Origin of the sequence: Yunchengibacter salinarum (assembly GCF_037658235.1) — a bacterium.
Classification (GTDB): Bacteria; Pseudomonadota; Alphaproteobacteria; order Sphingomonadales; family Kordiimonadaceae; genus Yunchengibacter; species Yunchengibacter salinarum.
On the sequence record NZ_JBBJLN010000001.1, the window covers coordinates 295,575 to 317,619 of the forward strand.

The 22,045-nt window shown below is 64.4% G+C and carries 16 protein-coding genes and 1 tRNA gene; 9 read left to right on the forward strand and 8 right to left on the reverse strand.

Features of this window, described 5'->3' with window-relative positions; all coding sequences use genetic code 11:
• The first annotated feature begins 130 nt into the window (after positions 1–130).
• Entirely contained in the window at positions 131–418 is a 288-nt protein-coding gene (rpmB, locus tag WGH93_RS01405; protein WP_374763054.1) for a 50S ribosomal protein L28, read from the forward strand.
• Positions 419–548: 130 nt separating this feature from the next.
• Here rpmB and WGH93_RS01410 read toward each other — a convergent pair whose 3' ends face one another.
• From WGH93_RS01410 to cobS, 3 genes are read right to left on the reverse strand one after another with little or no spacing between them, the layout of a single operon-like run.
• On the reverse strand, positions 549–1,619 hold the full coding sequence (locus tag WGH93_RS01410; protein WP_374763055.1) for an esterase-like activity of phytase family protein: 1,071 nt from the start codon (positions 1,617–1,619) through the stop codon (positions 549–551).
• A 16-nt stretch (positions 1,620–1,635) separates the two neighbouring features.
• Positions 1,636–3,513, reverse strand: a complete 1,878-nt coding sequence (gene cobT, locus WGH93_RS01415; protein WP_374763056.1) for a cobaltochelatase subunit CobT — start codon at positions 3,511–3,513, stop codon at positions 1,636–1,638.
• Positions 3,514–3,523: 10 nt separating this feature from the next.
• A complete protein-coding gene (cobS, locus tag WGH93_RS01420; protein ID WP_374763057.1) occupies positions 3,524–4,528 on the reverse strand; it encodes a cobaltochelatase subunit CobS in 1,005 nt (334 codons plus the stop codon).
• A 249-nt stretch (positions 4,529–4,777) separates the two neighbouring features.
• Here cobS and WGH93_RS01425 point away from each other — a divergent pair, with 249 nt between their 5' ends.
• The 3 genes from WGH93_RS01425 (at position 4,778) to WGH93_RS01435 (ending at position 9,180) form a co-directional block, all read left to right on the forward strand.
• Positions 4,778–5,053 (forward strand): BolA family protein, encoded by a 276-nt coding sequence (locus WGH93_RS01425; protein ID WP_374763058.1) that lies wholly within the window; start codon positions 4,778–4,780, stop codon positions 5,051–5,053.
• A 398-nt stretch (positions 5,054–5,451) separates the two neighbouring features.
• Positions 5,452–8,127, forward strand: a complete 2,676-nt coding sequence (gene acnA / locus WGH93_RS01430) for an aconitate hydratase AcnA (RefSeq protein WP_374763059.1) — start codon at positions 5,452–5,454, stop codon at positions 8,125–8,127.
• A 216-nt stretch (positions 8,128–8,343) separates the two neighbouring features.
• Positions 8,344–9,180, forward strand: coding sequence for a DUF1223 domain-containing protein (locus WGH93_RS01435; protein ID WP_374763060.1), 837 nt, complete (start codon positions 8,344–8,346; stop codon positions 9,178–9,180).
• A gap of 115 nt (positions 9,181–9,295) precedes the next feature.
• Here WGH93_RS01435 and queG read toward each other — a convergent pair whose 3' ends face one another.
• From queG to WGH93_RS01455, 4 genes are all read right to left on the reverse strand, one after another.
• Entirely contained in the window at positions 9,296–10,420 is a 1,125-nt protein-coding gene (gene queG / locus WGH93_RS01440; RefSeq protein ID WP_374763061.1) for a tRNA epoxyqueuosine(34) reductase QueG, read from the reverse strand.
• Positions 10,420–11,088 carry a glutathione S-transferase family protein gene (locus tag WGH93_RS01445; RefSeq protein ID WP_374763062.1) on the reverse strand — a complete coding sequence of 223 codons (669 nt, stop codon included), beginning with the start codon at positions 11,086–11,088 and terminating at the stop codon, positions 10,420–10,422. Before WGH93_RS01445 ends, queG begins: the two co-directional genes overlap by 1 nt.
• 145 nt (positions 11,089–11,233) lie before the next feature.
• On the reverse strand, positions 11,234–15,778 hold the full coding sequence (gene gltB, locus WGH93_RS01450) for a glutamate synthase large subunit (protein WP_374763063.1): 4,545 nt from the start codon (positions 15,776–15,778) through the stop codon (positions 11,234–11,236).
• Positions 15,779–15,846: 68 nt separating this feature from the next.
• Positions 15,847–17,301 (reverse strand): NAD(P)-dependent oxidoreductase, encoded by a 1,455-nt coding sequence (locus WGH93_RS01455; protein ID WP_374763064.1) that lies wholly within the window; start codon positions 17,299–17,301, stop codon positions 15,847–15,849.
• Between the two features lie 382 nt (positions 17,302–17,683).
• Here WGH93_RS01455 and WGH93_RS01460 point away from each other — a divergent pair, with 382 nt between their 5' ends.
• Entirely contained in the window at positions 17,684–18,508 is an 825-nt protein-coding gene (locus WGH93_RS01460; RefSeq protein ID WP_374763065.1) for an undecaprenyl-diphosphate phosphatase, read from the forward strand.
• An 80-nt stretch (positions 18,509–18,588) separates the two neighbouring features.
• Here WGH93_RS01460 and WGH93_RS01465 read toward each other — a convergent pair whose 3' ends face one another.
• On the reverse strand, positions 18,589–19,539 hold the full coding sequence (locus WGH93_RS01465) for a complex I NDUFA9 subunit family protein (RefSeq protein ID WP_374763066.1): 951 nt from the start codon (positions 19,537–19,539) through the stop codon (positions 18,589–18,591).
• A 279-nt stretch (positions 19,540–19,818) separates the two neighbouring features.
• On the opposite strand from WGH93_RS01465, the gene WGH93_RS01470 reads away from it, so the two are divergent.
• The 4 genes from WGH93_RS01470 to WGH93_RS01485 all read left to right on the forward strand — a co-directional run bounded on the left by WGH93_RS01470 (position 19,819) and on the right by WGH93_RS01485 (position 22,014).
• Positions 19,819–19,905, forward strand: a tRNA-Leu gene (locus WGH93_RS01470).
• A gap of 205 nt (positions 19,906–20,110) precedes the next feature.
• Positions 20,111–20,737 (forward strand): ribonuclease D, encoded by a 627-nt coding sequence (locus tag WGH93_RS01475; protein WP_374763067.1) that lies wholly within the window; start codon positions 20,111–20,113, stop codon positions 20,735–20,737.
• A gap of 15 nt (positions 20,738–20,752) precedes the next feature.
• Positions 20,753–21,469 carry an LPS export ABC transporter periplasmic protein LptC gene (gene lptC / locus WGH93_RS01480; RefSeq protein ID WP_374763068.1) on the forward strand — a complete coding sequence of 239 codons (717 nt, stop codon included), beginning with the start codon at positions 20,753–20,755 and terminating at the stop codon, positions 21,467–21,469.
• Positions 21,466–22,014: an LptA/OstA family protein gene (locus WGH93_RS01485; protein ID WP_374763069.1), complete on the forward strand. Its 549-nt coding sequence runs from the start codon at positions 21,466–21,468 to the stop codon at positions 22,012–22,014. The genes lptC and WGH93_RS01485 overlap by 4 nt, the downstream gene beginning before the upstream one ends.
• Positions 22,015–22,045 lie beyond the last annotated feature (31 nt).

The following is a 22,045-nucleotide window of genomic DNA, read 5'->3' on the forward strand; positions in this document are numbered from 1 at the left end:
TTTCTTGACCGCGGCGCGCCTATGGGATAGGCACCCGCCTGCGTCCGCCTGCTTGTATGGCGGGCGCCCAAGCTGATCATAAAGATTCCGCGCCCGATACGGGGCGTGCAGAAAAAGAAGGATAACGATCATGTCGCGTGTATGCGAATTGACCGGAAAGCGTGTGATGACGGGCAACAATGTCTCCCACGCCCACAACAAGACCCGCCGCCGGTTCCTGCCGAACCTGACCAAGGCGACCCTGATGTCGGATGTGCTGAAGCGCTCCGTCACCTTTCGGATTTCCACCCACGCCCTGCGCTCCGTCGAGCACAAGGCCGGGCTGGACAATTTCCTGCTGGCCGCACGCGACTCCGATCTGAGCCCCAAGGCGGTCAAGCTGAAAAAAGAGATCAAAAAGGCCACAGCAGCCGCCTGAGCGGCGCCGTTCCCCACAATGGGAACCATATCGGTCTGCAATCGATCAGGAAATGAGCCGTCGGGGCCCCGGCGGCTTTTTCCGTGTCCGGCCACGGGCACGGCTCGCCCCAAGTGGGCACCGACGGCGCTCAGTCGCCCTGATCGCCCCCGGTCGCACCGCCTTCATCCAGCCGATAGATCAGCAGCAGGGTACGCTGGAAGGCGTTGAAATTGTCGTCGGACAACAGCGCCACGCGCAGCGGCCCGCCCTTTTCAAGGGGCGGCAACAGGGCCAGTCCCTCCATATTATCCACCGACATGGGCGGCGCCAGGGTGGCAAGCACGCGGCCCTTGAGCCGTGCCCCCGCCTTGATGCTGTCCCCCGCCAGCCGAAGCAGCTTGGCGGATACACCATCCACCGGGGAGAAATGCCGCAGCAGCACCAGAACATCCCCATCCGGCAGGGTGGCGGCTGAGGTGGGCACATAGTTCTGCGGCGGCTCGAAACCCAGCGTGGCGGCGCGGGGCGGATCAGCCGGGCGATCCCGCTGCACCAGCCATGCCTTCAGGGCACCGGATACATCCCGCCCCCGTTCACTGAATACCAGCAGGCGCCCGCCGGACAGCATGGTCATGGCCTCGGCGCCGCCATTGGGCGCGATACCGGTCCAGTCGATCGCCTGGCCAGCCGGGGCGGGCCAGCGCCAGCCACCGGGGGCGGCCACGAAACGGATGGTATGGTCCTGCTCCACCCCCACAAGCCAGCCAAGCGGCACCCGGACCAGGCTTTCCATATCGAAGCGGCGTTTCCTGTTCGGCGCATCCGCGGGCGCGGCGGGTATCAGCCGCACATCGCTGAACGGCTGCTGCCGGGTCGGATGGAAGGCGGCGGTCAGCCAGCTTCCCGAATCACCCACGGCGGTCAGGCGCCCGCCGCTGATCCGCACATCGGACCAGCCGCCGAAATCCTCGTGGTCGCTGGTCAAGGCCCAACCGCGTTCATAGACCAGCGCGCCGGTGCGGCCAGTTTCCGCATCAACAGTCTTTGCATCTTCGGCGAACGGAACGGGCTCCGCCTGAAGATTGATGGCCACCGGGTCCATGGCCCGGCCCTCAGCGGGCGCCGATGAATCCTGCCGCGACATCCCCGCGGCATAAACCGGGCCGACCAATAGAAGCATGACCGCAATGGCGGCGTTCAGGCGGGTGAAAACAATCATCTTTCCTCCGGCGGGTTCAGCGGCGCACCCCGGCGGGGGTGGGCAGCTCTTCCTCGAACAGGGCGGCCAATTGGTCGGTCATGGCGCCGCCCAGTTGCTCCGCGTCCAGCAGGGTCACGGCCTTCTGATAATAGCGGGTTACATCATGACCAATGCCAATGGCCAGCAATTCCACCGGGGAGCGGCGCTCGATCCAGGTGATCACCTCCCGCAAATGGGTTTCCAGATAGGTGCCGCTGTTCACCGACAGGGTGCTGTCATCCACCGGCGCGCCGTCCGAAATCACCATCATGATGCGGCGCTCCTCAGGCCGGTGAATCAGCCTTTGATGCGCCCACAAAAGGGCTTCCCCGTCGATATTCTCCTTCAGCAGCCCTTCGCGCATCATCAGGCCCAGATTGCGCCGCGCCCGGCGCCAGGGGGTGTCGGCGGTCTTGTAGATGATGTGCCTGAGATCGTTCAGTCGGCCCGGCTTGCGCGGGCGCCCCGCCTCCAGCCAGGTTTCACGGCTCTGGCCGCCTTTCCACGCGCGGGTGGTGAAGCCCAGTATCTCCACCTTTACGCCGCAGCGTTCCAGCGTGCGGGCCAGGATATCGGCGGAAATGGCGGCAATGGAAATGGGCCGCCCGCGCATGGAGCCGGAATTGTCCAGCAGCAGCGTGACCACCGTGTCCTTGAAGCGGGTATCGCTTTCCTGCTTGTAGCTGAGCGGCTGACCCGGCGAGGTGATGACCCGCGCCAGACGGCCCGCATCCAGCAGCCCTTCTTCCAGATCGAATTGCCAGTGGCGCTGCTGCTGGGCCAGAAGGCGGCGTTGCAGCCGGTTCGCCAGACGCGACACCGCATTGGTCAGGTGGGACATCTGCTGGTCCAGATACCGGCGCAAGCGGTCCAGCTCCTCGCCCTCGCACAGATCCTCGGCCCGGATGAACTCGTCGAACCGATCGGTGAACACCGTGTAGCGACTCTGGCTTTCAAGCTGATCCAGCGGACGATTGGGCCGCCACGGAGTTTCCCCCTCACGCACGCCCTCCCCGGCCTCGGCCTCCGTATCGTCGGATTCCAGCGCCGCTTCCATGCCCTCATCATCGTCCGTGTCGCTCTCGCCTTCCTCGGACGAATCGCCGGTATCTCCCGATTCGGCCTGTCCCCCTTCGTCGCCGCCCTCATCCGGGTCACCGCCCGCGTCGCCCTCGTCGCCGTTCTCGTCCGGGTCCGGCGCATCATCTGGCCGCTCTTCCCCACTGTCAGAGCCGAAGAGTTCCGCGATCAGGGAGCGCAGCACCACCGCGCTGGCGCGCTGGTCCGTCAAGGTGTCGCCCAACTGGTCGAGAAAACGCCCCACCGTTTCCTCAAGCGACTGGCGGCGTTCGGCAAGGGCGGCTTCCGCCACAGCGGGCGGAGCGGCGCCGGTGAGCTTTTCCCGCGCCATCAGGCCCAGCACCTCGGCCAACTGCTCGTCGGACCCGGCATCCACGGCGCCGGCCAGATTGCCTTCCCGCGCGCGCTTGTCCGCCAGCCGGTCCAGATTGCCACGCATCCCCTTCATGCGGCGGGCGCCGATGGCCTCCACACGGGCCTGTTCCAGGGCATTGAACACGGCACGGGATTGCGGCCCTTCCGGCGCCAGCTTGCGGTGCAGGCCCTTGTCGTGAAACCGGCGCTCCAGCGCCAGCGAATCCGCCAGCCCGCGCAGTTCCGCCAGCGCCCCTTCGTCCATCTGGCCGGGTGGATGGGGCAGGCGCGCTTCATCCATCGACAGGCCGGGCCGGTCACTGGTGAACCGCACGGCAAGCGACCCGTCTTCCGCCACCGCGCGGGTGGTGGCGGAGACGGCGCGTTCCAGCGCCTCTCTCAATCGCGTGCGATCCGCTTTTGGCCCGGTCCCGGTCATCGCTGCTGCGTCACCGACCGGCGATCAGCGCGGACCCGGCACTTTCCGGCAGATCCCTGCCGAAACACCGCTGATAATATTCCGCCACGATGCCGCGTTCCGCCTCGTCGCACTTGTTCAGGAAGGTCAGCCGGAAGGCAAAGCCCACATCGCCCAGAATACGGGTGTTTTCCGCCCAGCTCAGCACGGTGCGCGGGCTCATCACCGTGGAAATATCCCCCTGAACAAAGCCTGTGCGGGTCAGGTCCGCCACACGCACCATGGCCGAAATCTGCTCCCGCCCCTCCTGGGTGTCAAAGCCGGTTTCCTTGGCCAGCACGATGCCGGTTTCCACATCGTGATCCAGATAATTCAGCGTGGCAACGATGTTCCAGCGGTCCATCTGGCCCTGATTGATCTGCTGGGTGCCGTGATACAGCCCCGTGGTGTCGCCGAGCCCCACCGTATTGGCGGTGGCGAACAGGCGAAAAGCCGGGTGCGGATGGATAACCTGATTCTGGTCCAGCAGGGTCAGCTTGCCCTCCACCTCAAGAATGCGCTGGATCACGAACATCACGTCGGGCCGGCCCGCATCATATTCGTCAAACACGATGGCGCAGGGGTTTTGCAGCGCCCAGGGCAGGATGCCGGGGCGGAATTCGGTCACCTGCTTGCCGTCCCGGACCACGATGGCGTCCTTGCCCACCAGATCGATGCGGCTGATATGGCTGTCCAGATTGACGCGCACACAGGGCCAGTTCAGCCGGGCGGCCACCTGTTCGATATGGGTGGATTTGCCGGTGCCGTGATAGCCCTGTATCATCACCCGCCGGTTATGGGCGAAACCGGCCAGAATGGCGAGCGTGGTCTCCGGGTCGAACACATAGGTGTCGTCCCGCTCCGGCACATGGTCGCTCGGCTGGGAGAAGGCCGGAACGGTCATGTCCACATCAATGCCAAAGGTCTCGCGCACGGGAAGGTCCGTGTCGGGAAGGTCCGTCTGCTGCTGGGAATGTTCGGCGAAAGCCGCGGTCATGCCTGTTCCTCTTGTCCGGGCCCGCGGCGAATCCATATCCGGTACCGCGGGCGGAATTTACCCTTGCCGGGGCCATCCGGGCGGCCCACAGTCGCCGTGATTGTTGGGGCGAGACCGGGGCGGGTCAATAGGCTGCACGGCAATTGCCGCCAGAAAACACCGCCAAGGGCCGAAAACCGGGGACAACCCCCGGCCACTTGAAAGATTATCGCCAAGATCGCCAAAAGAACATCGCAGGGAGACGCATCCATGACGCGCATGAAGGCCCGGATGGAGGAAAAACTGAAAAAACGCTTCGATCCGGTCGAGCTGACGGTGGACGACGTGTCGGAGCAGCATCGGGGCCATGCGGGCTACCGCGACGGCGGCGAAACGCATTTCGATGTGCACATCGTGGCCGACGCCTTCACCGGGGAAAGCCGCGTGGCCCGACAGCGTGCCGTGATGGCCGCGGTCAGAGACGAGCTGGCGCAGCGGGTACATGCCCTGAGCATCATCGCCAGGGCGCCGGACGACCCCCGCTGACCATTCCGCCCGGCCCGAAGGTCAGGGGCTGGCGCCGGACAGCCCTCAGGATCGGCTGCGACGGCGGCTGTACAAAAGCGCCGCGACAATCACCCCGGTCAGCGCGAAGGCGACGACTACATCCACAATGGCCCGGTCATACAGGGGCAATTCGCTCATGATGGCTCTCCCGGTCAGGTCTTCGGCGGGGCACCTCATGCGGCCCTGCCCCCGCCCCGAAACGGAGCGTTGAAAAGACGGTCTCACGCAACCATGTCAAAGCTGTGTCAGCGCCCTTGCTTGCATTCGCGGGCGCAATACGCCATAAGCAGCCTGAAATTCAGACCGGTGCGACAGGGCGCACAAGACTTCGGCGCCCCCGTCGGCCACCCCTTTCAAGTCAAGGAGGGCATTCCCCGATGGCTTCTTCCAAAGACAGCTTCCAGACCAAACGCACCCTGTCCGTCAGTGGCCGGGACTATGACTATTACAGCCTGAAAGCCGCGTCGGAGGCGGTCGGGGATACCAGCCGACTACCTTATACGCTGAAAGTATTGCTGGAAAACATGCTGCGCCATGAAGACGGCGACACCGTAACCGCAGACGATGTGCGCGCCATTGTGGATTGGCAGAAAGACCGCACCAGCAATCACGAAATCGCCTATCGGCCGGCGCGTGTGCTGATGCAGGACTTTACCGGCGTTCCAGCGGTGGTGGATCTGGCCGCCATGCGGGATGCCATGGCCAACTGGGGCGGCGACGCCCAGAAGATCAACCCGCTGGCCCCCTGCGATCTGGTGATCGACCACTCGGTCATGGTGGACAAGTTCGGCACCGCCACCGCGTTCAAGCAGAATGTGGCGCTGGAGATGGAGCGCAACGGGGAACGCTATGCCTTCCTGAAATGGGGCCAGAACAGCTTTGACAATTTCTCCGCCGTGCCGCCCGGCACCGGCATCTGCCACCAGGTGAACCTGGAATATCTGGCCCGCACCGTCTGGACCAGGGAAGAGGATGGCCGCACCGTGGCCTATCCCGACACCTGCGTCGGCACGGACAGCCATACCACCATGGTCAACGGCCTGGCGGTGCTGGGCTGGGGTGTTGGCGGGATCGAGGCCGAAGCCGCCATGCTGGGCCAGCCCGTATCCATGCTGATCCCGGAAGTGGTGGGCTTCAAGCTGACCGGGCGCCTGAAAGAAGGCGTCACCGCCACCGATCTGGTGCTCCGCGTCACCGAGCTGCTGCGCAACAAAGGCGTTGTGGGCAAGTTCGTGGAATTCTACGGCGAGGGGCTGGACGATCTGACCATCGCCGATCAGGCCACCATCGCCAATATGGCCCCCGAATACGGCGCCACCTGCGGCTTCTTCCCGGTATCCGATGCCACGCTGAGCTATATGCGCTTCACTGGCCGGGACGAAGAGCAGATCGCGCTGGTGGAAGCCTATGCCAAGGAACAGGGCATGTGGCGGGATTCGAACAGCCCGGACCCGGTGTTCACCGATTCGCTGGAACTGGACATTTCCACCGTACAGCCGGCGCTGGCCGGGCCGAAGCGCCCGCAGGACCGGGTCGATCTGGACAAGGCGGCGAAAAGCTTCACCCAGGTGCTCAAGGATGCCGGCAAGGAAGGCGACGATGCGGGCTATGCGGTGGAAGGCGCGGACTACAAGCTGAACCACGGCGATGTGTGCATTGCCGCCATTACGAGCTGCACCAACACATCCAACCCGGATGTGCTGATCGCCGCCGGGCTGGTGGCCAAAAAGGCCAACGAACTGGGCATGACCCGCAAGCCCTGGGTCAAGACCTCGCTCGCCCCCGGCAGCCAGGTGGTGACCGACTATCTGGACAAGGCGGGCCTGACCGACGATCTGAACGCGCTGGGCTTCAACCTGGTGGGCTATGGCTGCACCACCTGCATCGGCAATTCCGGCCCGCTGGACGGCCCGATTTCCAAAACCATCAACGAAAACGACATGGTCTGCGCCTCGGTCCTGTCCGGCAACCGGAACTTCGAGGGCCGGGTCAGCCAAGATATCAAGGCCAACTATCTGGCCTCGCCGCCGCTGGTGGTGGCCTATGCGCTGGCGGGGTCGATGAAGATCGACATCACCACCGAGCCGCTGGGCCAGGACAGGGACGGCAATGATGTCTTCCTGAAGGACCTGTGGCCGTCCAGCGCCGAAATCAGCAGCGTGATCGAAAAGAGCCTGAACAAGGACATGTTCACCGAGCGCTATTCCAACGTGTTCGAAGGCACGGACGAATGGCGCGCCATCGATGTGCCCGAAGGGGCCACCTATGCGTGGGACGACAATTCCACCTATGTGAAGCGGCCCCCCTATTTCGACGGCATGGGCCATGAGCCCGAACCGGTGACCGACATCAAGGGCGCCCGGATGCTGGCCCTGCTGGGGGACAGCATCACCACCGACCACATCTCCCCCGCTGGCGCCATCAAGCCGGACAGCCCGGCCGGCCAGTATCTTCAGGACAAGGGCGTGGCCGTGCAGGACTTCAACTCCTACGGCTCGCGCCGGGGCAATCATGAAGTGATGATGCGCGGCACCTTCGCCAATATCCGGCTGAAGAACCTGATGGCCCCCGGCACCGAAGGCGGCTGGACCACCTATCAGCCCGATGGGGAAGTGACCTCCATTTACGATGCCTCCATGAAATATCAGGATCAGGGCATTCCGCTGGTCGTGGTGGGCGGCAAGGAATACGGCACCGGCTCCAGCCGGGACTGGGCCGCCAAGGGCACCCGGCTGCTCGGCGTGAAGGCGGTGCTGGTGGAAAGCTTCGAGCGCATCCACCGCTCCAACCTGATCGGCATGGGCGTGCTGCCGCTGTGCTTCAAGGAAGGCGACACGCGCGAAACGCTGGGCCTGACCGGCACGGAAACCTTCGACATCACCGGCATTGACGGCGATATCCAGCCGCAGCAGGACGTGGCCGTGACCATCACCTACAAGGATGGCACCACCAAAGACATCACCGCCACCTGCCGACTGGATACGGCCAATGAGGTAACCTACTACAAGCATGGCGGCATTCTGCACTATGTGCTGCGCCGCCTCGCCGCCTGATCCGGGCAAGCGCGGACAGTGAAAAATCCGGGGCGGCCTCCTGCGTGGGGCCGCCCTTTTTTCTGCGCGGTCGGGGCCATTGCGGGCATTCAAGCGGCACGATCGCCCATGACCGCCGATACACACGGCTTGCAGGGCGCGGCCAATGGCCGTAAAACAGCGGCTTCACGCAGTGGTGATTGGCGGCGGGGCAATGGCTGACCTATACTCCTTCTCATGGTAACGTGGATTTTTCCCAACTGGCTGAAAACAGGCCCTGTTTATCGTGCTGCCCCCACGCGGCGCGCGGGGCTGTTCCATGCCCGCACGGCCCTGGCCGGGCTGATGGCCCTGCTTGGTACGATGGCAGTGACCGGCGCGGCCAGCGCGGCGGAAGACACACCCCGCCTGACGGTGGTGGAGCTGTTCACGTCCCAGGGATGCAGTTCCTGTCCGCCCGCCGATGCCGCGCTACGCGCCATGCGCTCCAAGCCCGGCGTGCTTACGCTGTCCTGGCCCGTGGATTACTGGGACCGCATGGGCTGGAAGGATACCTTTGCCAGCCCCGACCACACCCAGCGGCAGGTGGCTTATAACAAGCGCCTGGGCCGGGGTGGGGTCTATACCCCGCAAATGGTGTTTGACGGGCGGGTTCAGTGCGTCGGTTCCAAGAAAGACGAAATCCGCCAGGCCATCAGCCGCGCCCGCGCGGTGGAACGGCCCGCCATCACCCCCACCCTGCATCGGGATGGGGAGCAGGTGCAGGTCAGGCTGCCCGCCACGGAGCTTGCCAGCCCGGTATCGGTGCGGGTGGTCTGGTATATACGCAATGCCAGCGTGGATATCGTCAGCGGCGAGAATCAGGGCCGCACCCTGCATTACACCAATGTGGTGCGCCACAGTGAAACCCTGCGGGACTGGGACGGCAGCGCCACCACCCTGACGCTGGACCCCGCCCATGCCCAGGTGGGCGATGCCAATGCGGTGGCGCTTCTGTTGCAGGACGGGTACGGCCACGGCCCCATTCTGGGCGCGGCCAATCTGGAACTGAACACCCAGCTCACCCACCGCTGAGGCACCCCCATAAGGGAATCAGCATGACCGGGGCACCGACACAGGCGCGCCCGCGAAACCCGCTCATCCCAAAGTCACTTATCCCAAGGCCGCTCATCAGCCTGATCATGCGCCTTTATTCCACCGCGTCCATCGGTTCATAAAGCGCCATGTCGCCCTTCAACCGGGCCACGGCCCACCGGGCCGCATCAGCCACCACCGGGTCCGGGTCCGCGCTCAGGGCCTGTGCGCGGGGCAGAAATTCTTCGTCACCGCTATTGCCAATGGCAATCAACACATTGCGCACAAAAGCGTTTCTGCCGATTCGCTTGATCGGGCTGCCGGAAAACACCTGCCGAAACGCCGCATCGTCCAGATCCGCCAAATCCGCCAGCTTCGGCGCCGCCAGTTCCGCCCGCGCGTGAAAGGCCGCTTCCCCCGCCCGGCGCGCGAATTTGTTCCACGGGCACACCGCCAGGCAATCGTCGCAGCCATAAATACGGTTCCCCATGGCGGCGCGAAATTCCAAAGGAATCGGGCCCCTGTGTTCTATGGTCAGATAACTGATGCAGCGCCGGGCATCGATCCGGTACGGGCCGGTGAAGGCATCGGTGGGGCACACATCCAGACAGGCCCGGCAGGAGCCGCAGCGGTCCTCATGCCCCGGCCCGCCCGCCGAACCTTCCGGCCTGTCCGCCAGCACATCCCGTTCCAGATAAACGATGCCCAGAAACAGCCAGCTTCCCAATTCGGTGGACACCAGATTGGTATGCTTGCCCTGCCAGCCCAGCCCGGCGGCGGCGGCCAGCGGCTTTTCCATCACCGGGGCGGTATCCACAAACACCTTCAGCGGCCCCACAAGGGGATGAATCGCGCGGGCCAGCGCTTTCAGGCGCTTTTTCACCACGTCATGATAATCCTTGCCGCGGGCATATACCGAGATCACGCCCCGGTCGCCATGGGCCAGCAGGGCGCGCGGGTCCGTATCCGGCCCGTAATTCAGGCCCACCGCCACCACGGACCCCACATCCGGCCACAGATTGGCGGGGCGGCGCCGATGGTGCAGGCGTTCCTGCATCCAGCCCATGGTGCCGTGATGGCCCAGCGCCACGAAGCGCGCCAGATCATCCCCGGCCCCGGCCACGTCATCCGGGCGGGCGAAGCCCACCGCGTCAAACCCCTGCGCCCGTGCCGCCCGGTCGATTTCACGGCGCATATGCGCCGGGGTCGGTTCAGTATCGGGCGAATCGGGGCGGGCCATCAGAAATCGATTTTACTGTACACCGGCGGCGGGCTGAAGCCGGGGATGCGATCTTCCAGCAGGGCGGCGACGGAACGGCGGGATTTCACCCGGCCATACCAATCCTTCACATCGGGCCAGTCCGCCCAGTCGATATCGCCGAAATAGTCCGCCACGCTGATATGGGCCGCCGCCGCGGCATCGGCCATGGTGAATTGCCGCCCGGCCAGGTAATGCCGCATGGATGCCAGATAGCCGATATATTTCAGATGGATATGAATATTGTGGGCAGCACAGCGCACGGCTTCCGAATCCGGCTCTCCCATGCCCAGAAAGCGCTTGAACAGCTTTTCGCGCACCAGATGCCGGGTGACTTCGCTGCCCATCTTGGCGTGAAACCAGCCGATCAGGCGCCGCACCTCATAGCGATCCATCCGCCCTTCAGGAAGCAGGGCCGGGTCCGGCCACATTTCCTCGATCAGTTCGGCCATGGCCAGCGTGCCGCTCACCGGTGTGTTGTCGTCCAGCACCAGAACGGGCACCTCGCCCGCGGGATTGAGCTTCAGAAAGGCCTCCCGCCGCTCCCATTCCTTTTCCAGACGGAGCGAGAAAGCCACCTGCTTTTCCGACAGCAGCACGCGGATAAAGCGCGCCGCGGGGGAAAGCCAGTGATGATAAAGAACCGCCATGACGCTGCCTCTCAGGGGGTCCGGTGGGTTGGGAAAAAACGAACGGGCGCGGCCCCCGAACCGGGAATCGCGCCCGCCCTGTTCTACGCCATCGGGCCGGTTTCGCCAATGCCTTTCCGGCCCGGCGGCACCCGGCCCGGCCCGCTTACTGGGCCGGAACCGCCGCCTGTTCCGCGTCGTCCAGCGGGTGGCTGAGATGGGCCAGCATTTCCTTCGGCACCACCTGCCAGAAGGCGTCGCGGCGGGCCTCCCAGTTGGACAGCAGGGTCTGACCAAAGCGCGACCCGGTCTCCGCCACATGGCGTTCTATCAGGTCGGTCAGAACCCCTTCCCAGTGCCGGGATGCAAGCCGCACATACACCACCGAATCATCATTGATGTGCTTCTCGAACGCACCCTCGTCATCATAGATAAAGGCCATGCCGCCGGTCATCCCCGCCGCGAAATTATCGCCAACGGGGCCGAGAATCACCGCCGTGCCGCCGGTCATGTATTCACAGCCATTGGCGCCGCAGCCTTCAATCACCACCTCGGCGCCGCTGTTGCGCACGGCAAAGCGTTCCCCCGCCTGACCGGCGGCGAAAAGCTGCCCGGCGGTGGCGCCGTAAAGCACCGTATTGCCGATGATGGTGTTGTCCCGCGCGGTGAAGCGCGCCCGGTTGCTGGGCCGCACCACAATGGTGCCGCCGGACAGGCCCTTGCCCACATAGTCATTGGCATCGCCGGACACTTCCAGCTTCAAGCCCTGCACCGCAAAGGCGCCCAGCGACTGGCCCGCCGAACCGCGCAGACGCACGGTCACATGGCCGGGCTTCAGGGCGGACATGCCGAACCGGCGGGTGATTTCGCTGGAAAAGCGCGTGCCCACGGCCCGGTGCACATTCTGCACCGAATAGGTAAGCTGCATCTTCTCCCCGCGCGTGAAAACGGCGCGGGCGTCTTCCAGCATCTGGGCATCCAGCGTGTCGGGCACCGCGTTGCGGCCCTCACGGGTACAGACCGCGCGGCGCTGGCGCCCGCCCACCTGCACCAGCAGCGGGTTCAGGTCCAGGTCGTCCAGATGCGGCGCGCCCCGGCTGACCTGATGCAGCAGGTCCGTGCGGCCAATCACATCGTCCAGCCGGGTCATGCCCAGTTCCGCCAGAAGCTCGCGGGTTTCCTCGGCAATGAAGCTGAACAGATTAACCACCTTTTCCGCCGTACCCTCGAACTTGCCGCGCAGGGCCTCGTCCTGCGTGCATATCCCCACGGGGCAGGTGTTGGAATGGCACTGCCGCACCATGATGCAGCCCATGGCCACCAGCGATGTGGTGCCCACGCCGAACTCCTCCGCGCCCAGCATGGCCGCGATCAGCACATCCCGACCGGTGCGGATACCGCCATCGGTGCGCAGCCGTACCCGGTGGCGCAGATTGTTCAGGGTCAGCACCTGATTCACTTCCGCCAGCCCGATTTCCCAGGGCGTGCCCGCATATTTGATGGAGGTCTGCGGGCTGGCCCCGGTACCGCCAGAATGGCCGGACACCAGGATCACATCCGCATGGGCCTTGGCCACGCCCGCGGCGATGGTGCCGATGCCCGCCCGGCTGACCAGCTTCACGCAGACCGTGGCATCGGGGTTGATCTGCTTCAGATCGTAAATGAGCTGGGCCAGATCCTCGATCGAATAGATGTCATGGTGGGGCGGCGGTGAAATCAGCGTCACCCCCGGCGTGGAATGGCGCAGGCGGGCGATCATCTCGGTCACCTTGAAACCGGGAAGCTGGCCGCCCTCACCGGGCTTGGCGCCCTGAGCCACCTTGATCTCGATTTCCTCGCAGGCATTGAGATATTCCGCCGTGACCCCGAACCGCCCGGAGGCAATCTGCTTGATCGGGCTGTTGGCGTTGTCGCCGTTTTCATACGGTTTGTAGCGCTTGGGGTCTTCCCCCCCCTCGCCGGAGACGGACTTGGCGCCGATCCGGTTCATGGCGATGGCCAGCGTTTCATGGGCTTCCGGCGACAGCGCCCCCATGGACATGCCGGGCGTGATGAAGCGCTTGCGCAACTCCGTGATGGATTCCACCGACTCCAGCGGCACGGATTCGTCCGCGCGGGTGAAATCCAGCAGATCCCGCAGATTGACCGGCGGAAGATTCTGCAACCCCTTGGACCAGTTCAGATATTTGGTGTAATCGTCCGCCGCCAGCGCATCCTGCAACTGATGCACCAGCCGACCGTCAAAGGCGTGCACCTCACCGCCCGCGCGCAGGCGGTAAAGCCCGCCAATGGGCAGCCGGGCCATTTCCTCGTCATAGGCTTTGGCGTGCTGTTCCAGCACCTTCACCTGAATGCCCGCCAGCCCGATGCCGGAAATCTTGGTGGGCATACCGGGGAAGAATTCGTTCACCAGCGAACGGGAAAGCCCCAGCGCCTCGAAATTATAGCCACCGCGATAGCTGGAAATGATGGAAATGCCCATCTTGGACAGGATTTTCAGCAGGCCCTGATCCACCGCCTCGCACGCGCGGTCATAGGCGTCCACCAGGCTGAGATCGCCGAACAGGCCCTTGGCATGGCGCGCGGCGATGCTTTCCAGCGCCAGATAGGCGTTGACCGTGGTGGCCCCGGCCCCGATCAGCACGGCGTAATAATGGGTGTCCATGCATTCGGCGCTGCGCACGTTCAGGCTGGTAAAGGTGCGCAGGCCCTGTTTCACCAGATGGCTGTGCACTCCGGCGGTGGCCAGGATCATCGGGATCGGCGCGCGATCCTCGCTGATATGTTCATCGGTCAGGAACAGATGGCCGCGGCCCTCGCGCACGGCATCCTCGGCTTCCCGGCGCACCCGGTCCAGCGCATCCTTCAGGGCATTGTCCCCGCCGCGGGCGTCAAAGGTGCAGTCGATCCGGTGCACCGTGTCGCCGAACTGGTCCTGCAATGCCTGCCATTCCCGATTGGTGATCACCGGGCTTTCCAGCACCAGAACACCGGTCTGGGTGTGGCCTTCTTCCAGCACATTGGCGAAATTGCCGAACCGGGTCTTCAGCGACATCACCCGGTTTTCCCTGAGCGAATCGATCGGCGGATTGGTGACCTGGCTGAAATCCTGCCGGAAATAATGGGCCAGATTGCGATAGCCCTTGGACAGCACCGCCAGCGGCGTGTCGTCGCCCATGGAGCCGATGGCCTCCTTCCCGGTGGCCACCAGCGGATGCAGAATCAGTTCCAGATCCTCCACCGACTGGCCCGCCACCACCTGGCGGATCAACAGCTCTTCCCGGCTGTAATGTGCCTTTTCCGGGCCGCGATAGCCGGGCAGATCGTCGCTGGACTGAAGATCCTTCACCCAGTCCTGATAGGGCTGTGCCGAGGCCAGCTTGTCCTTGATCTCCCGGTCATTGAAAAAGGCCCCCGCGCCCAGGTCCAGGGCGATCATATGGCCGGGGCCAAGGCGCCCCTTTTCGATCACAAGCTCTTCATCCACGGCCACCATGCCGGTTTCAGAGCCGACGATCAGCATATTGTCCGTGGTGCGGCAATAGCGCATTGGGCGCAGGCCGTTGCGGTCCAGCCCGGCGATGATCCAGTTGCCGTCGCAGGCGGCGATGGCGGCCGGGCCGTCCCACGGTTCCATCACCGAATTGCAATAGGCGTACATGGCCTGATGGCCTTCCGGCATGGTGGATTTCTTGGACCAGGCTTCGGGCATCAGCAGGGTCTTGGCCATGGGCCCGATCCGCCCGGCGCGCACCAGCACTTCAAAGGCGGCATCCAGCGCCGCACTGTCGGACGCGCCCTTGGGAATCACCGGCTTGATGTCTTCGGAATTGTCCCCGAACGCGATGGATGCCATGCGAATCTGGTGGCTTTTCATCCAGTTCACATTGCCGCGAATGGTGTTGATCTCGCCATTATGGGCCAACATGCGGAACGGCTGGGCCAGCCACCATTGCGGGAAGGTGTTGGTGGAATAACGCTGGTGATAAATGGCGAAGCGCGAAATGAAGCGGTCATCCTGAAGGTCGGGATAGAACACGCTGAGCTGCTCGGCCAGGAACAGACCCTTGTAGATGATAGAGCGGCAGGACAGGGAACAGATGTAAAAATCATTCACCTGCGCTTCGATCACCGCCTTCTCGATCCGGCGACGGATGATGTACAGCTCCCGCTCGAAGGCGTCGTCGTCCAGATCCTTTTCGTTCGATATCATGATCTGTTCGATTTCGGGCCGGGTGGCCTCGGCCTTTTCGCCGATCACGTCGATGTTCACGGGCACCTGTCGCCAGCCATAGATGGTATGGCCGAAATGCAGGATTTCCGCTTCCACGATGGACCGGCACGTCTCCTGCGCATGAAGATCCAGGCGCGGCAGAAACACCATGCCCACCGCCAGGCGCTTATCCCCCGGCTCGTGGCCGGTGGCGCGCACATGCTGCTTGAAGAAGTCCTGCGCGATTTCAAGCTGGATGCCCGCGCCGTCACCGGTCTTGCCGTCGGCATCCACGGCGCCCCGGTGCCAGATGGCCCCAAGCGCATCGATGGCGCGCAGCACCACCTGACGGCTGGGCTTGCCATCCGTGGCGGCCACCAGGCCCACGCCGCAGGCATCGCGTTCATCCGCGGGATTGTACAGGCCGATGGGGCCGGGGACGGCGCCGTCGGACAGGGCGTGATCCTGAATGGGGGCGGACTCTTGATTATCAGTCATGGCAGGTCTCTTTCACGAAATCGGGCAAACGGCCAGAAGGCTATGAAAAGGCGCGGGCGGCAGGCGGCTCAGGCCACCGCCGCGCCGGTCTCCGCCTGCTCGGCCTTGCGATCCTTGATATAGGCTTTCATGGCGGTGGCGGCGTCCCGGCCATCCCGGATGCCCCACACCACCAGCGAGGCGCCGCGCACGATGTCCCCGGCGGCGAAAACGCCGGGCAGATTGGTCATCATGCTGTCATGGTCCACCGTGATCGTGCCCCAGCGCGTGACCCTGAGTTCCGGCACGCCGAACATGGCGGGCAGTTCCTCCGGCTCGAAACCGAGTGCCATGATGGCCAGATCACAGTCCAGCGTGAAACTGGAATCGGGCACGCGCTCCGGCGTCTGACGGCCTGTGGCGTCCGGCGCGCCAAGGCGCATCCTGTACGCCTTGACCGCCTTCACCTTGTCATTGTCGTCGCCCACAAAGGCTTCCGGGCCGGACAGCCAGACAAATTCCACGCCCTCTTCCTCGGCATTGGCCACTTCGCGGGCGGAGCCCGGCATATTGGCCCGGTCCCGGCGGTACAGGCATTTCACGGATTTTGCCCCCTGCCGCACGGCGGTGCGCACACAGTCCATCGCGGTGTCGCCGCCACCGATCACCACCACATTCTTGCCTTCGGCATTGAGCGCGCCGGATTCGAAGTCCGGCACCGTATCGCCGAGCCCCTTGCGGTTGGATGCGGTCAGATAGGGCAGGGCTTCCTGAATGTTGCCCAGGCCAATGCCGGGGCATTTCAGGCCGCGCGCCTTGTAAACGCCGGTGGCGATCAGCACCACGTCGTGCTTTTCCCGCAGCTCGGCCAGGGTGGCATCGCGCCCCACCTCGAAATTCATGTGAAAGGTGATGCCGCTGTCCTTCAGACGGACAGTGCGACGGTCCACCACATCCTTTTCCAGCTTGAAGCTGGGAATGCCATAGATCAGCAGGCCGCCCGCCCGGTCATAGCGGTCATACACATGCACCTGATAGCCGGACTTGCGCATTTCTTCCGCCGCGGCGAGGCCGGCGGGGCCAGCGCCGATCACGCCCACGCTCTCCTCCCGCTCCCGACGGGGGGTGATGGGCTTGATCCAGCCATTCTCCCAGGCGGTTTCGGTGATGTATTTCTCCACCGAGCCGATGGTGACCGACTTGAAGCCCTTTTCGATGACGCAATTACCCTCGCACAGGCGATCCTGCGGGCAGATGCGGCCACAGATTTCCGGCATGTTATTGGTGGACGAAGCGATCTCATACGCTTCTTCCATCCGGTCTTCGGCGGTCAGGCGCAGCCAGTCGGGGATATGATTGCCCAGCGGGCAGTGCACCTGGCAAAAGGGGATGCCGCACTGCGAACAGCGGGAGGCCTGTTCCTCCGCCGCGTCCGGGTCGAACTCGTCATAGATTTCACCGAAATCATCATTGCGATCGTCCGCATCCCGCTTGTGGGGATAGTGCTGCTGCGTACTGACAAAGGACAGCATCTTCTTCGCCATGGGAGCCTCGCTCTCTGGTGGCGGGGTATCGTCCGCACCGGCCTGACCGGCACGCAGAAATCACCCGCAGTCATGATTGACCCATGGTCTGCGAACCCGCCGGGTTCACGCCTCCCCCGGTCAGGGCCTTGGGCGGCCCCTTACCAGATCCATGGGCGGATTTCGTAATCTGGTGCGCACTATAAAGACTGTTTGCGACATTTTCATTAAAAAAAATGCATATAAGTCATAATGACTGTCCTAAATAGTCATTATCTTCCGCCATACAGGTTCGCCTTCCTGACCTTTTGGCGTAAATAGGTCCGATTAGAGACTATTTTGCACCTGTTCCCGATCCCGCGGGCTTGCTATAGCTCGCAATGATCGAGCGAAAGGGGCCTGCATGACCGCGATCCATCTCTTCCTTGTCGCCCTGATTCAGGGGCTGACGGAATTCCTGCCGATCTCGTCGAGCGCGCACCTGATCCTGATTCCCATGGCCACCGGCCTGCCGGATCAGGGCCCCCTGATCGATGTGGCCGCGCATATGGGCACGCTCGCGGCGGTTCTGCTGTATTTCCGCCGCGACACGGCGGGGCTGGCACTGGCCGCCCTGGCCACCGCCGGGTTGCCACCGGCGCGCCGGGCCATTCAGGGCACACTGTATCGCAAGCTGTTCTGGGCACTTGTGGTGGCCACCCTGCCCGTCATCATCATTGGCGGCTGGCTGGCAATGACGGATTGGCTCAGCCTGGTGCGTTCCGCCTGGGTGATCGGGGTCGCGTCCATCCTGTTCGGGCTGCTGCTGTGGGCGGCGGACCACACTGGCGCCCGCAACCGGGCACTGGACCGCATGGCCATCAAGCCCGCCCTGCTGGTGGGGCTGGCACAGATTTTCGCCCTGATTCCCGGCGCCAGCCGCGCGGGCGTAACCATGACGGCGGCGCTGGCACTGGGCTTTGACAGGCAGGAAGCCGCCCGGTTTTCCATGCTGCTGTCCATACCCACCATATTGGGGGCGGGCGTGATGGCCGCCAGCCGGATCGGGCCGGGGCTGAGCGCCGCCGCCTGGGCCGACGCGGCGGTGGTGGCCGGGCTCAGCTTCATGGCGGCGCTGGCGGCCATTCATCTGTTTCTGCGCTGGCTGGCCCATGCGGGCATGACGCCATTCGTCATTTATCGTCTTGTGCTGGGTGGTGGGCTTGTCGCGCTCAGCCTGTCCGCCTGAACCATATGCCCGACCGAAACACGAAGGGGCGCGCCCGCCCGGCACGCCCCCGCTTTGAACCGAGCCCATGGGCCGTTTTCCTATGTGGTGCCGATTTCGCTGAACTGGCCGTGGGGCTTGTACTGCACCATATAGCGGGGCAGCACCGCATCCAACGGCGTGGGCTTCAGGCCCAGCGTGGTCAGGGTGCGCGCATCCCCGGCCACCACATTGTCCTTTTCCAGCAGCTTCACCTGATCCAGCGTCAATGGCGGATTCGGCAACAGGCCGAGCACGGCCCCCTGTATCTTGGCAAGCCATGTGGGCACATTCACCACGGGGCGGGGGCGACCGGTGTGTTTCATCATCACCTTCAGGCATTCCCTGAGCGTCAGCACATGCGGGCCGCCCAGTTCGAATGTCTGCCCGGCCACGCCCTTGCCGCCATCCACGACAGCCACGATGGCATCCGCCACATCGCCCACATAGACCGGCTGGAACCGGGTTTCCGCGCCGGGAATGGGCAGCACCGGCAAAAAGCGGCTCATCTGGGCGAAGCGGTTGAAAAAATCATCCTCCACCCCGAACACCACGCTGGGGCGCATGATGGTGGCCTTTTTGAAGTGTTTGCGGACTTTTTCCTCCCCCAGTGCCTTGGACCGCGCATACCGGGACGGCGACCGGGCATCCGCGCCAATGGCGGACATATGCACCAGCGTTTCCACCCCGGCCCTGGCGGCCTCTTCGGCCACGATGCCGGCGCCTTCATCCTGCACATTGGAAAAACTGTTGGCGCCCTGATCGTGCAGCACGCCCACAAGGTTCACAACCGTATCGGCCCCGGCCACGGCGCGCGCCACCGAACGCGGAAAGCGCACATTGCAGGAAAAGGGCGTGATCTGCCCCACCGCGCCCAGCGGCTTCAGAAACAGCGCCTCATCCGGCCGCCGCACGGCGACGCGCACACGATCCCCGCGCGCAGCCAGCTTCTGCACCAGATACCGACCGATAAACCCGGAACCGCCAATGACAGTCACCACCCGTCTGGACATAAACGCACTCTCCCAAGAGGTTTTCCGCCCGACCCGAAAACCGTGGGGTCAGGCTGTTGGCGCGCACTTTAGCGACCGCCCGCCCGCCTGTCCATGCCCGGCAAAGGCCCCCGACGCGGCAGGGTCACCGGGCCAGACCCGGCCCCGTCCGCACCGTCCGGCAACGGCCCGTCCCCGCCTGTGCGGATCATCTCGCCCGCTGGCAATGAAAAAACGCCAAACAGCGCTTGACAACCGCGCCGGTGATCCCCTATCTCCCCTCTCACCAATTCCTATGGTGCCCAGGTGGCGGAATTGGTAGACGCGCTAGCTTCAGGTGCTAGTGGCCGTATGGCCGTGGAAGTTCGAGTCTTCTCCTGGGCACCACTTTTCCTTATCCCGATGAAATCCCGCACCTTCATCGCCGTGTGGCCGAGTGGCGCCACAGGCCGCGCATGGCATTGCCCGCAAGGCGCGGCAGCGCCCGCCCGCCTTCGCCCCATCGCCGGTTTTGCACAGGAGGCTTGAGCCATGGCCGATCACGGGCCATACAGGGAACAACATCCTCCGCTCAGCCAGAAAGGCGCTATCCATGACCATTCATCTGCACCATGACGATCTGCCGGCGGACGTGGCCGACCAACTGCGCGCGGGCGATGCCGTGGCGGTGGACAGCGAAACCATGGGCCTCAACCCGCTCAGGGACCGGCTGTGCGTAGTGCAGCTTTCCGCCGGAGACGGGGACGCGCACCTTGTGAAATTCGCCAAAGACCGCTTCGATGCCCCCAATCTGTGTGCGGTGCTCGGTGATCCCGGCGTGCTCAAGCTGTTTCACTTCGCCCGCTTCGACATTGCCGTGATGCTGCACTATCTGGGCGTGGTCACGGCGCCGGTCTATTGCACCAAGATCGCCTCCAAGCTGGTGCGCACCTATACGGATCGCCACGGCCTGCGCGACCTGTGCCGGGAAACCATCGGCGTGGACGTGGACAAGGGCCAGCAAAGCTCCGACTGGGGCGCGGACAGCCTGAGCGACGCGCAGAAATCCTATGCCGCCGGGGACGTGCTCTATCTGCACCGGGTCAGGCAAGTGCTGGACATTATGCTGGATCGGGAAGGCCGCCGCGCCTTCGCGGAAGATGCCTTCGCCTTTCTGCCCACCCGCGCCCGCCTTGATCTTGCCGGATTCGAGGGGCTGGATATCTTTGCCCACAGCTAGGCGGGAACAGCATCCATGACCCCTTCCAACACGCACCGCCATTATCAAAGCACCGATGCCGCCCGCGAGCGGGCACGCGCGGCGCTGAGCCCGCGCCCGGCGGTGAAAACCGGCACCGGCTGGGACCGCTTCGTGGCGGCCATGCGGCTGTTGTTGCCCCTGGCGGCGCTGATACTGGGGGGCGTGACGGCCCTGTGGCCGATGCTGAACGACCGGGAGGTCAGCTTCACCCTTGCCCGTGATGAGGTTGCGGCCAGCGACGGCAAGGTGCGCATGACCGATCTGACCTATACGGGCACGGATGCGGTGGACCGGCTGTTCACCCTGCAGGCGGCGCGCGGCGTGCAGGACAATCCGGGGGCGCCGCGCGTCAGCCTGGAGGACATCCGCGCCCGCATGTCCCTGAAGCCCGATGATCCCGCCCGGCTGACCGCAAAGCGCGGCATCTACATGATCCGGGAAGATCGGCTGACGCTGAGCGGAACAGTGGACCTGAGCACCGGAAGCGGCTATCACCTGTCCATGCTTGAGGCCACCGTGAACCTGAAGGACCATAGCGCCGTGGGGCGGGGTGCCATCACCGGCACGGCGCCCCTGGGCCGCCTGACGGCGGATCGCCTGGCCATCGATGTGGATGATCGTAGCGGCGTTTTTTCCGGCGATGTGCGGCTGCACATCACGCCCAAACGCCCCCCGGACCACTCCGGTAAGAGCGAAGGGACAAACGGATGAGATCAACCCGCCACCCGTGCCTGCCCGCGCTCGCGGCCCTGATGATGCTGATGGCGCCGATCACGGCGCACGCCCAATCGGTGCTGAAAGAGCACGACACCTACCAGCCGCTGGACATTTCCGCCGAACGCCTGGAAGTGAAGCAGAAAGAAGGCCGCGCCCTGTTCGAAGGCGCGGTCAAGGTGGTGCAGGGCAAGCTGACGCTGACTGCCGATGAACTGACCGTCTTCTATGAAAACGCGCAGGAAAGTGATGACCCGTCGATCCGTCGGCTGGACGCCCGCGGGGACGTGATGCTCACCTCCACCACCGAGAAGGTGACAGCCGACTGGGGCGTTTACGACGTGGACCGGCGCTTGGTTACCATGGGCGGCGACGTGCAACTGACCCGGAACGACAGCGTGGTGCGCGGCAAGCGGCTGGAACTGGATCTGGAAACCGGCCTGACCAAGCTGGATGGGGCCAAGGGCGATGAAAACCGGGTGCGCGGGCGCTTTTCGGTGCCGGACCAGTCCGGCAAGACCGACAACGATGGTGGCCGCTGAGACCCGCGCCCCGGCCATCGCCCGGCCACGC

What these genes read in the sequence shown, in the direction of transcription:
- WGH93_RS01460 (WP_374763065.1), top strand. Translation starts at nt 17,684, where the DNA reads ATGACCGCGATCCATCTCTTCCTTGTCGCCCTGATTCAGGGGCTGACG.
- WGH93_RS01435 (WP_374763060.1), top strand. Translation starts at nt 8,344, where the DNA reads ATGGTAACGTGGATTTTTCCCAACTGGCTGAAAACAGGCCCTGTTTAT.
- acnA (WP_374763059.1), top strand. Translation starts at nt 5,452, where the DNA reads ATGGCTTCTTCCAAAGACAGCTTCCAGACCAAACGCACCCTGTCCGTC.
- rpmB (WP_374763054.1), top strand. Translation starts at nt 131, where the DNA reads ATGTCGCGTGTATGCGAATTGACCGGAAAGCGTGTGATGACGGGCAAC.
- cobT (WP_374763056.1), bottom strand. Translation starts at nt 3,513, where the DNA reads ATGACCGGGACCGGGCCAAAAGCGGATCGCACGCGATTGAGAGAGGCG.
- cobS (WP_374763057.1), bottom strand. Translation starts at nt 4,528, where the DNA reads ATGACCGCGGCTTTCGCCGAACATTCCCAGCAGCAGACGGACCTTCCC.
- WGH93_RS01425 (WP_374763058.1), top strand. Translation starts at nt 4,778, where the DNA reads ATGACGCGCATGAAGGCCCGGATGGAGGAAAAACTGAAAAAACGCTTC.
- gltB (WP_374763063.1), bottom strand. Translation starts at nt 15,778, where the DNA reads ATGACTGATAATCAAGAGTCCGCCCCCATTCAGGATCACGCCCTGTCC.
- lptC (WP_374763068.1), top strand. Translation starts at nt 20,753, where the DNA reads ATGACCCCTTCCAACACGCACCGCCATTATCAAAGCACCGATGCCGCC.
- WGH93_RS01465 (WP_374763066.1), bottom strand. Translation starts at nt 19,539, where the DNA reads ATGTCCAGACGGGTGGTGACTGTCATTGGCGGTTCCGGGTTTATCGGT.
- queG (WP_374763061.1), bottom strand. Translation starts at nt 10,420, where the DNA reads ATGGCCCGCCCCGATTCGCCCGATACTGAACCGACCCCGGCGCATATG.
- WGH93_RS01485 (WP_374763069.1), top strand. Translation starts at nt 21,466, where the DNA reads ATGAGATCAACCCGCCACCCGTGCCTGCCCGCGCTCGCGGCCCTGATG.
- WGH93_RS01455 (WP_374763064.1), bottom strand. Translation starts at nt 17,301, where the DNA reads ATGGCGAAGAAGATGCTGTCCTTTGTCAGTACGCAGCAGCACTATCCC.
- WGH93_RS01410 (WP_374763055.1), bottom strand. Translation starts at nt 1,619, where the DNA reads ATGATTGTTTTCACCCGCCTGAACGCCGCCATTGCGGTCATGCTTCTA.
- WGH93_RS01445 (WP_374763062.1), bottom strand. Translation starts at nt 11,088, where the DNA reads ATGGCGGTTCTTTATCATCACTGGCTTTCCCCCGCGGCGCGCTTTATC.
- WGH93_RS01475 (WP_374763067.1), top strand. Translation starts at nt 20,111, where the DNA reads ATGACCATTCATCTGCACCATGACGATCTGCCGGCGGACGTGGCCGAC.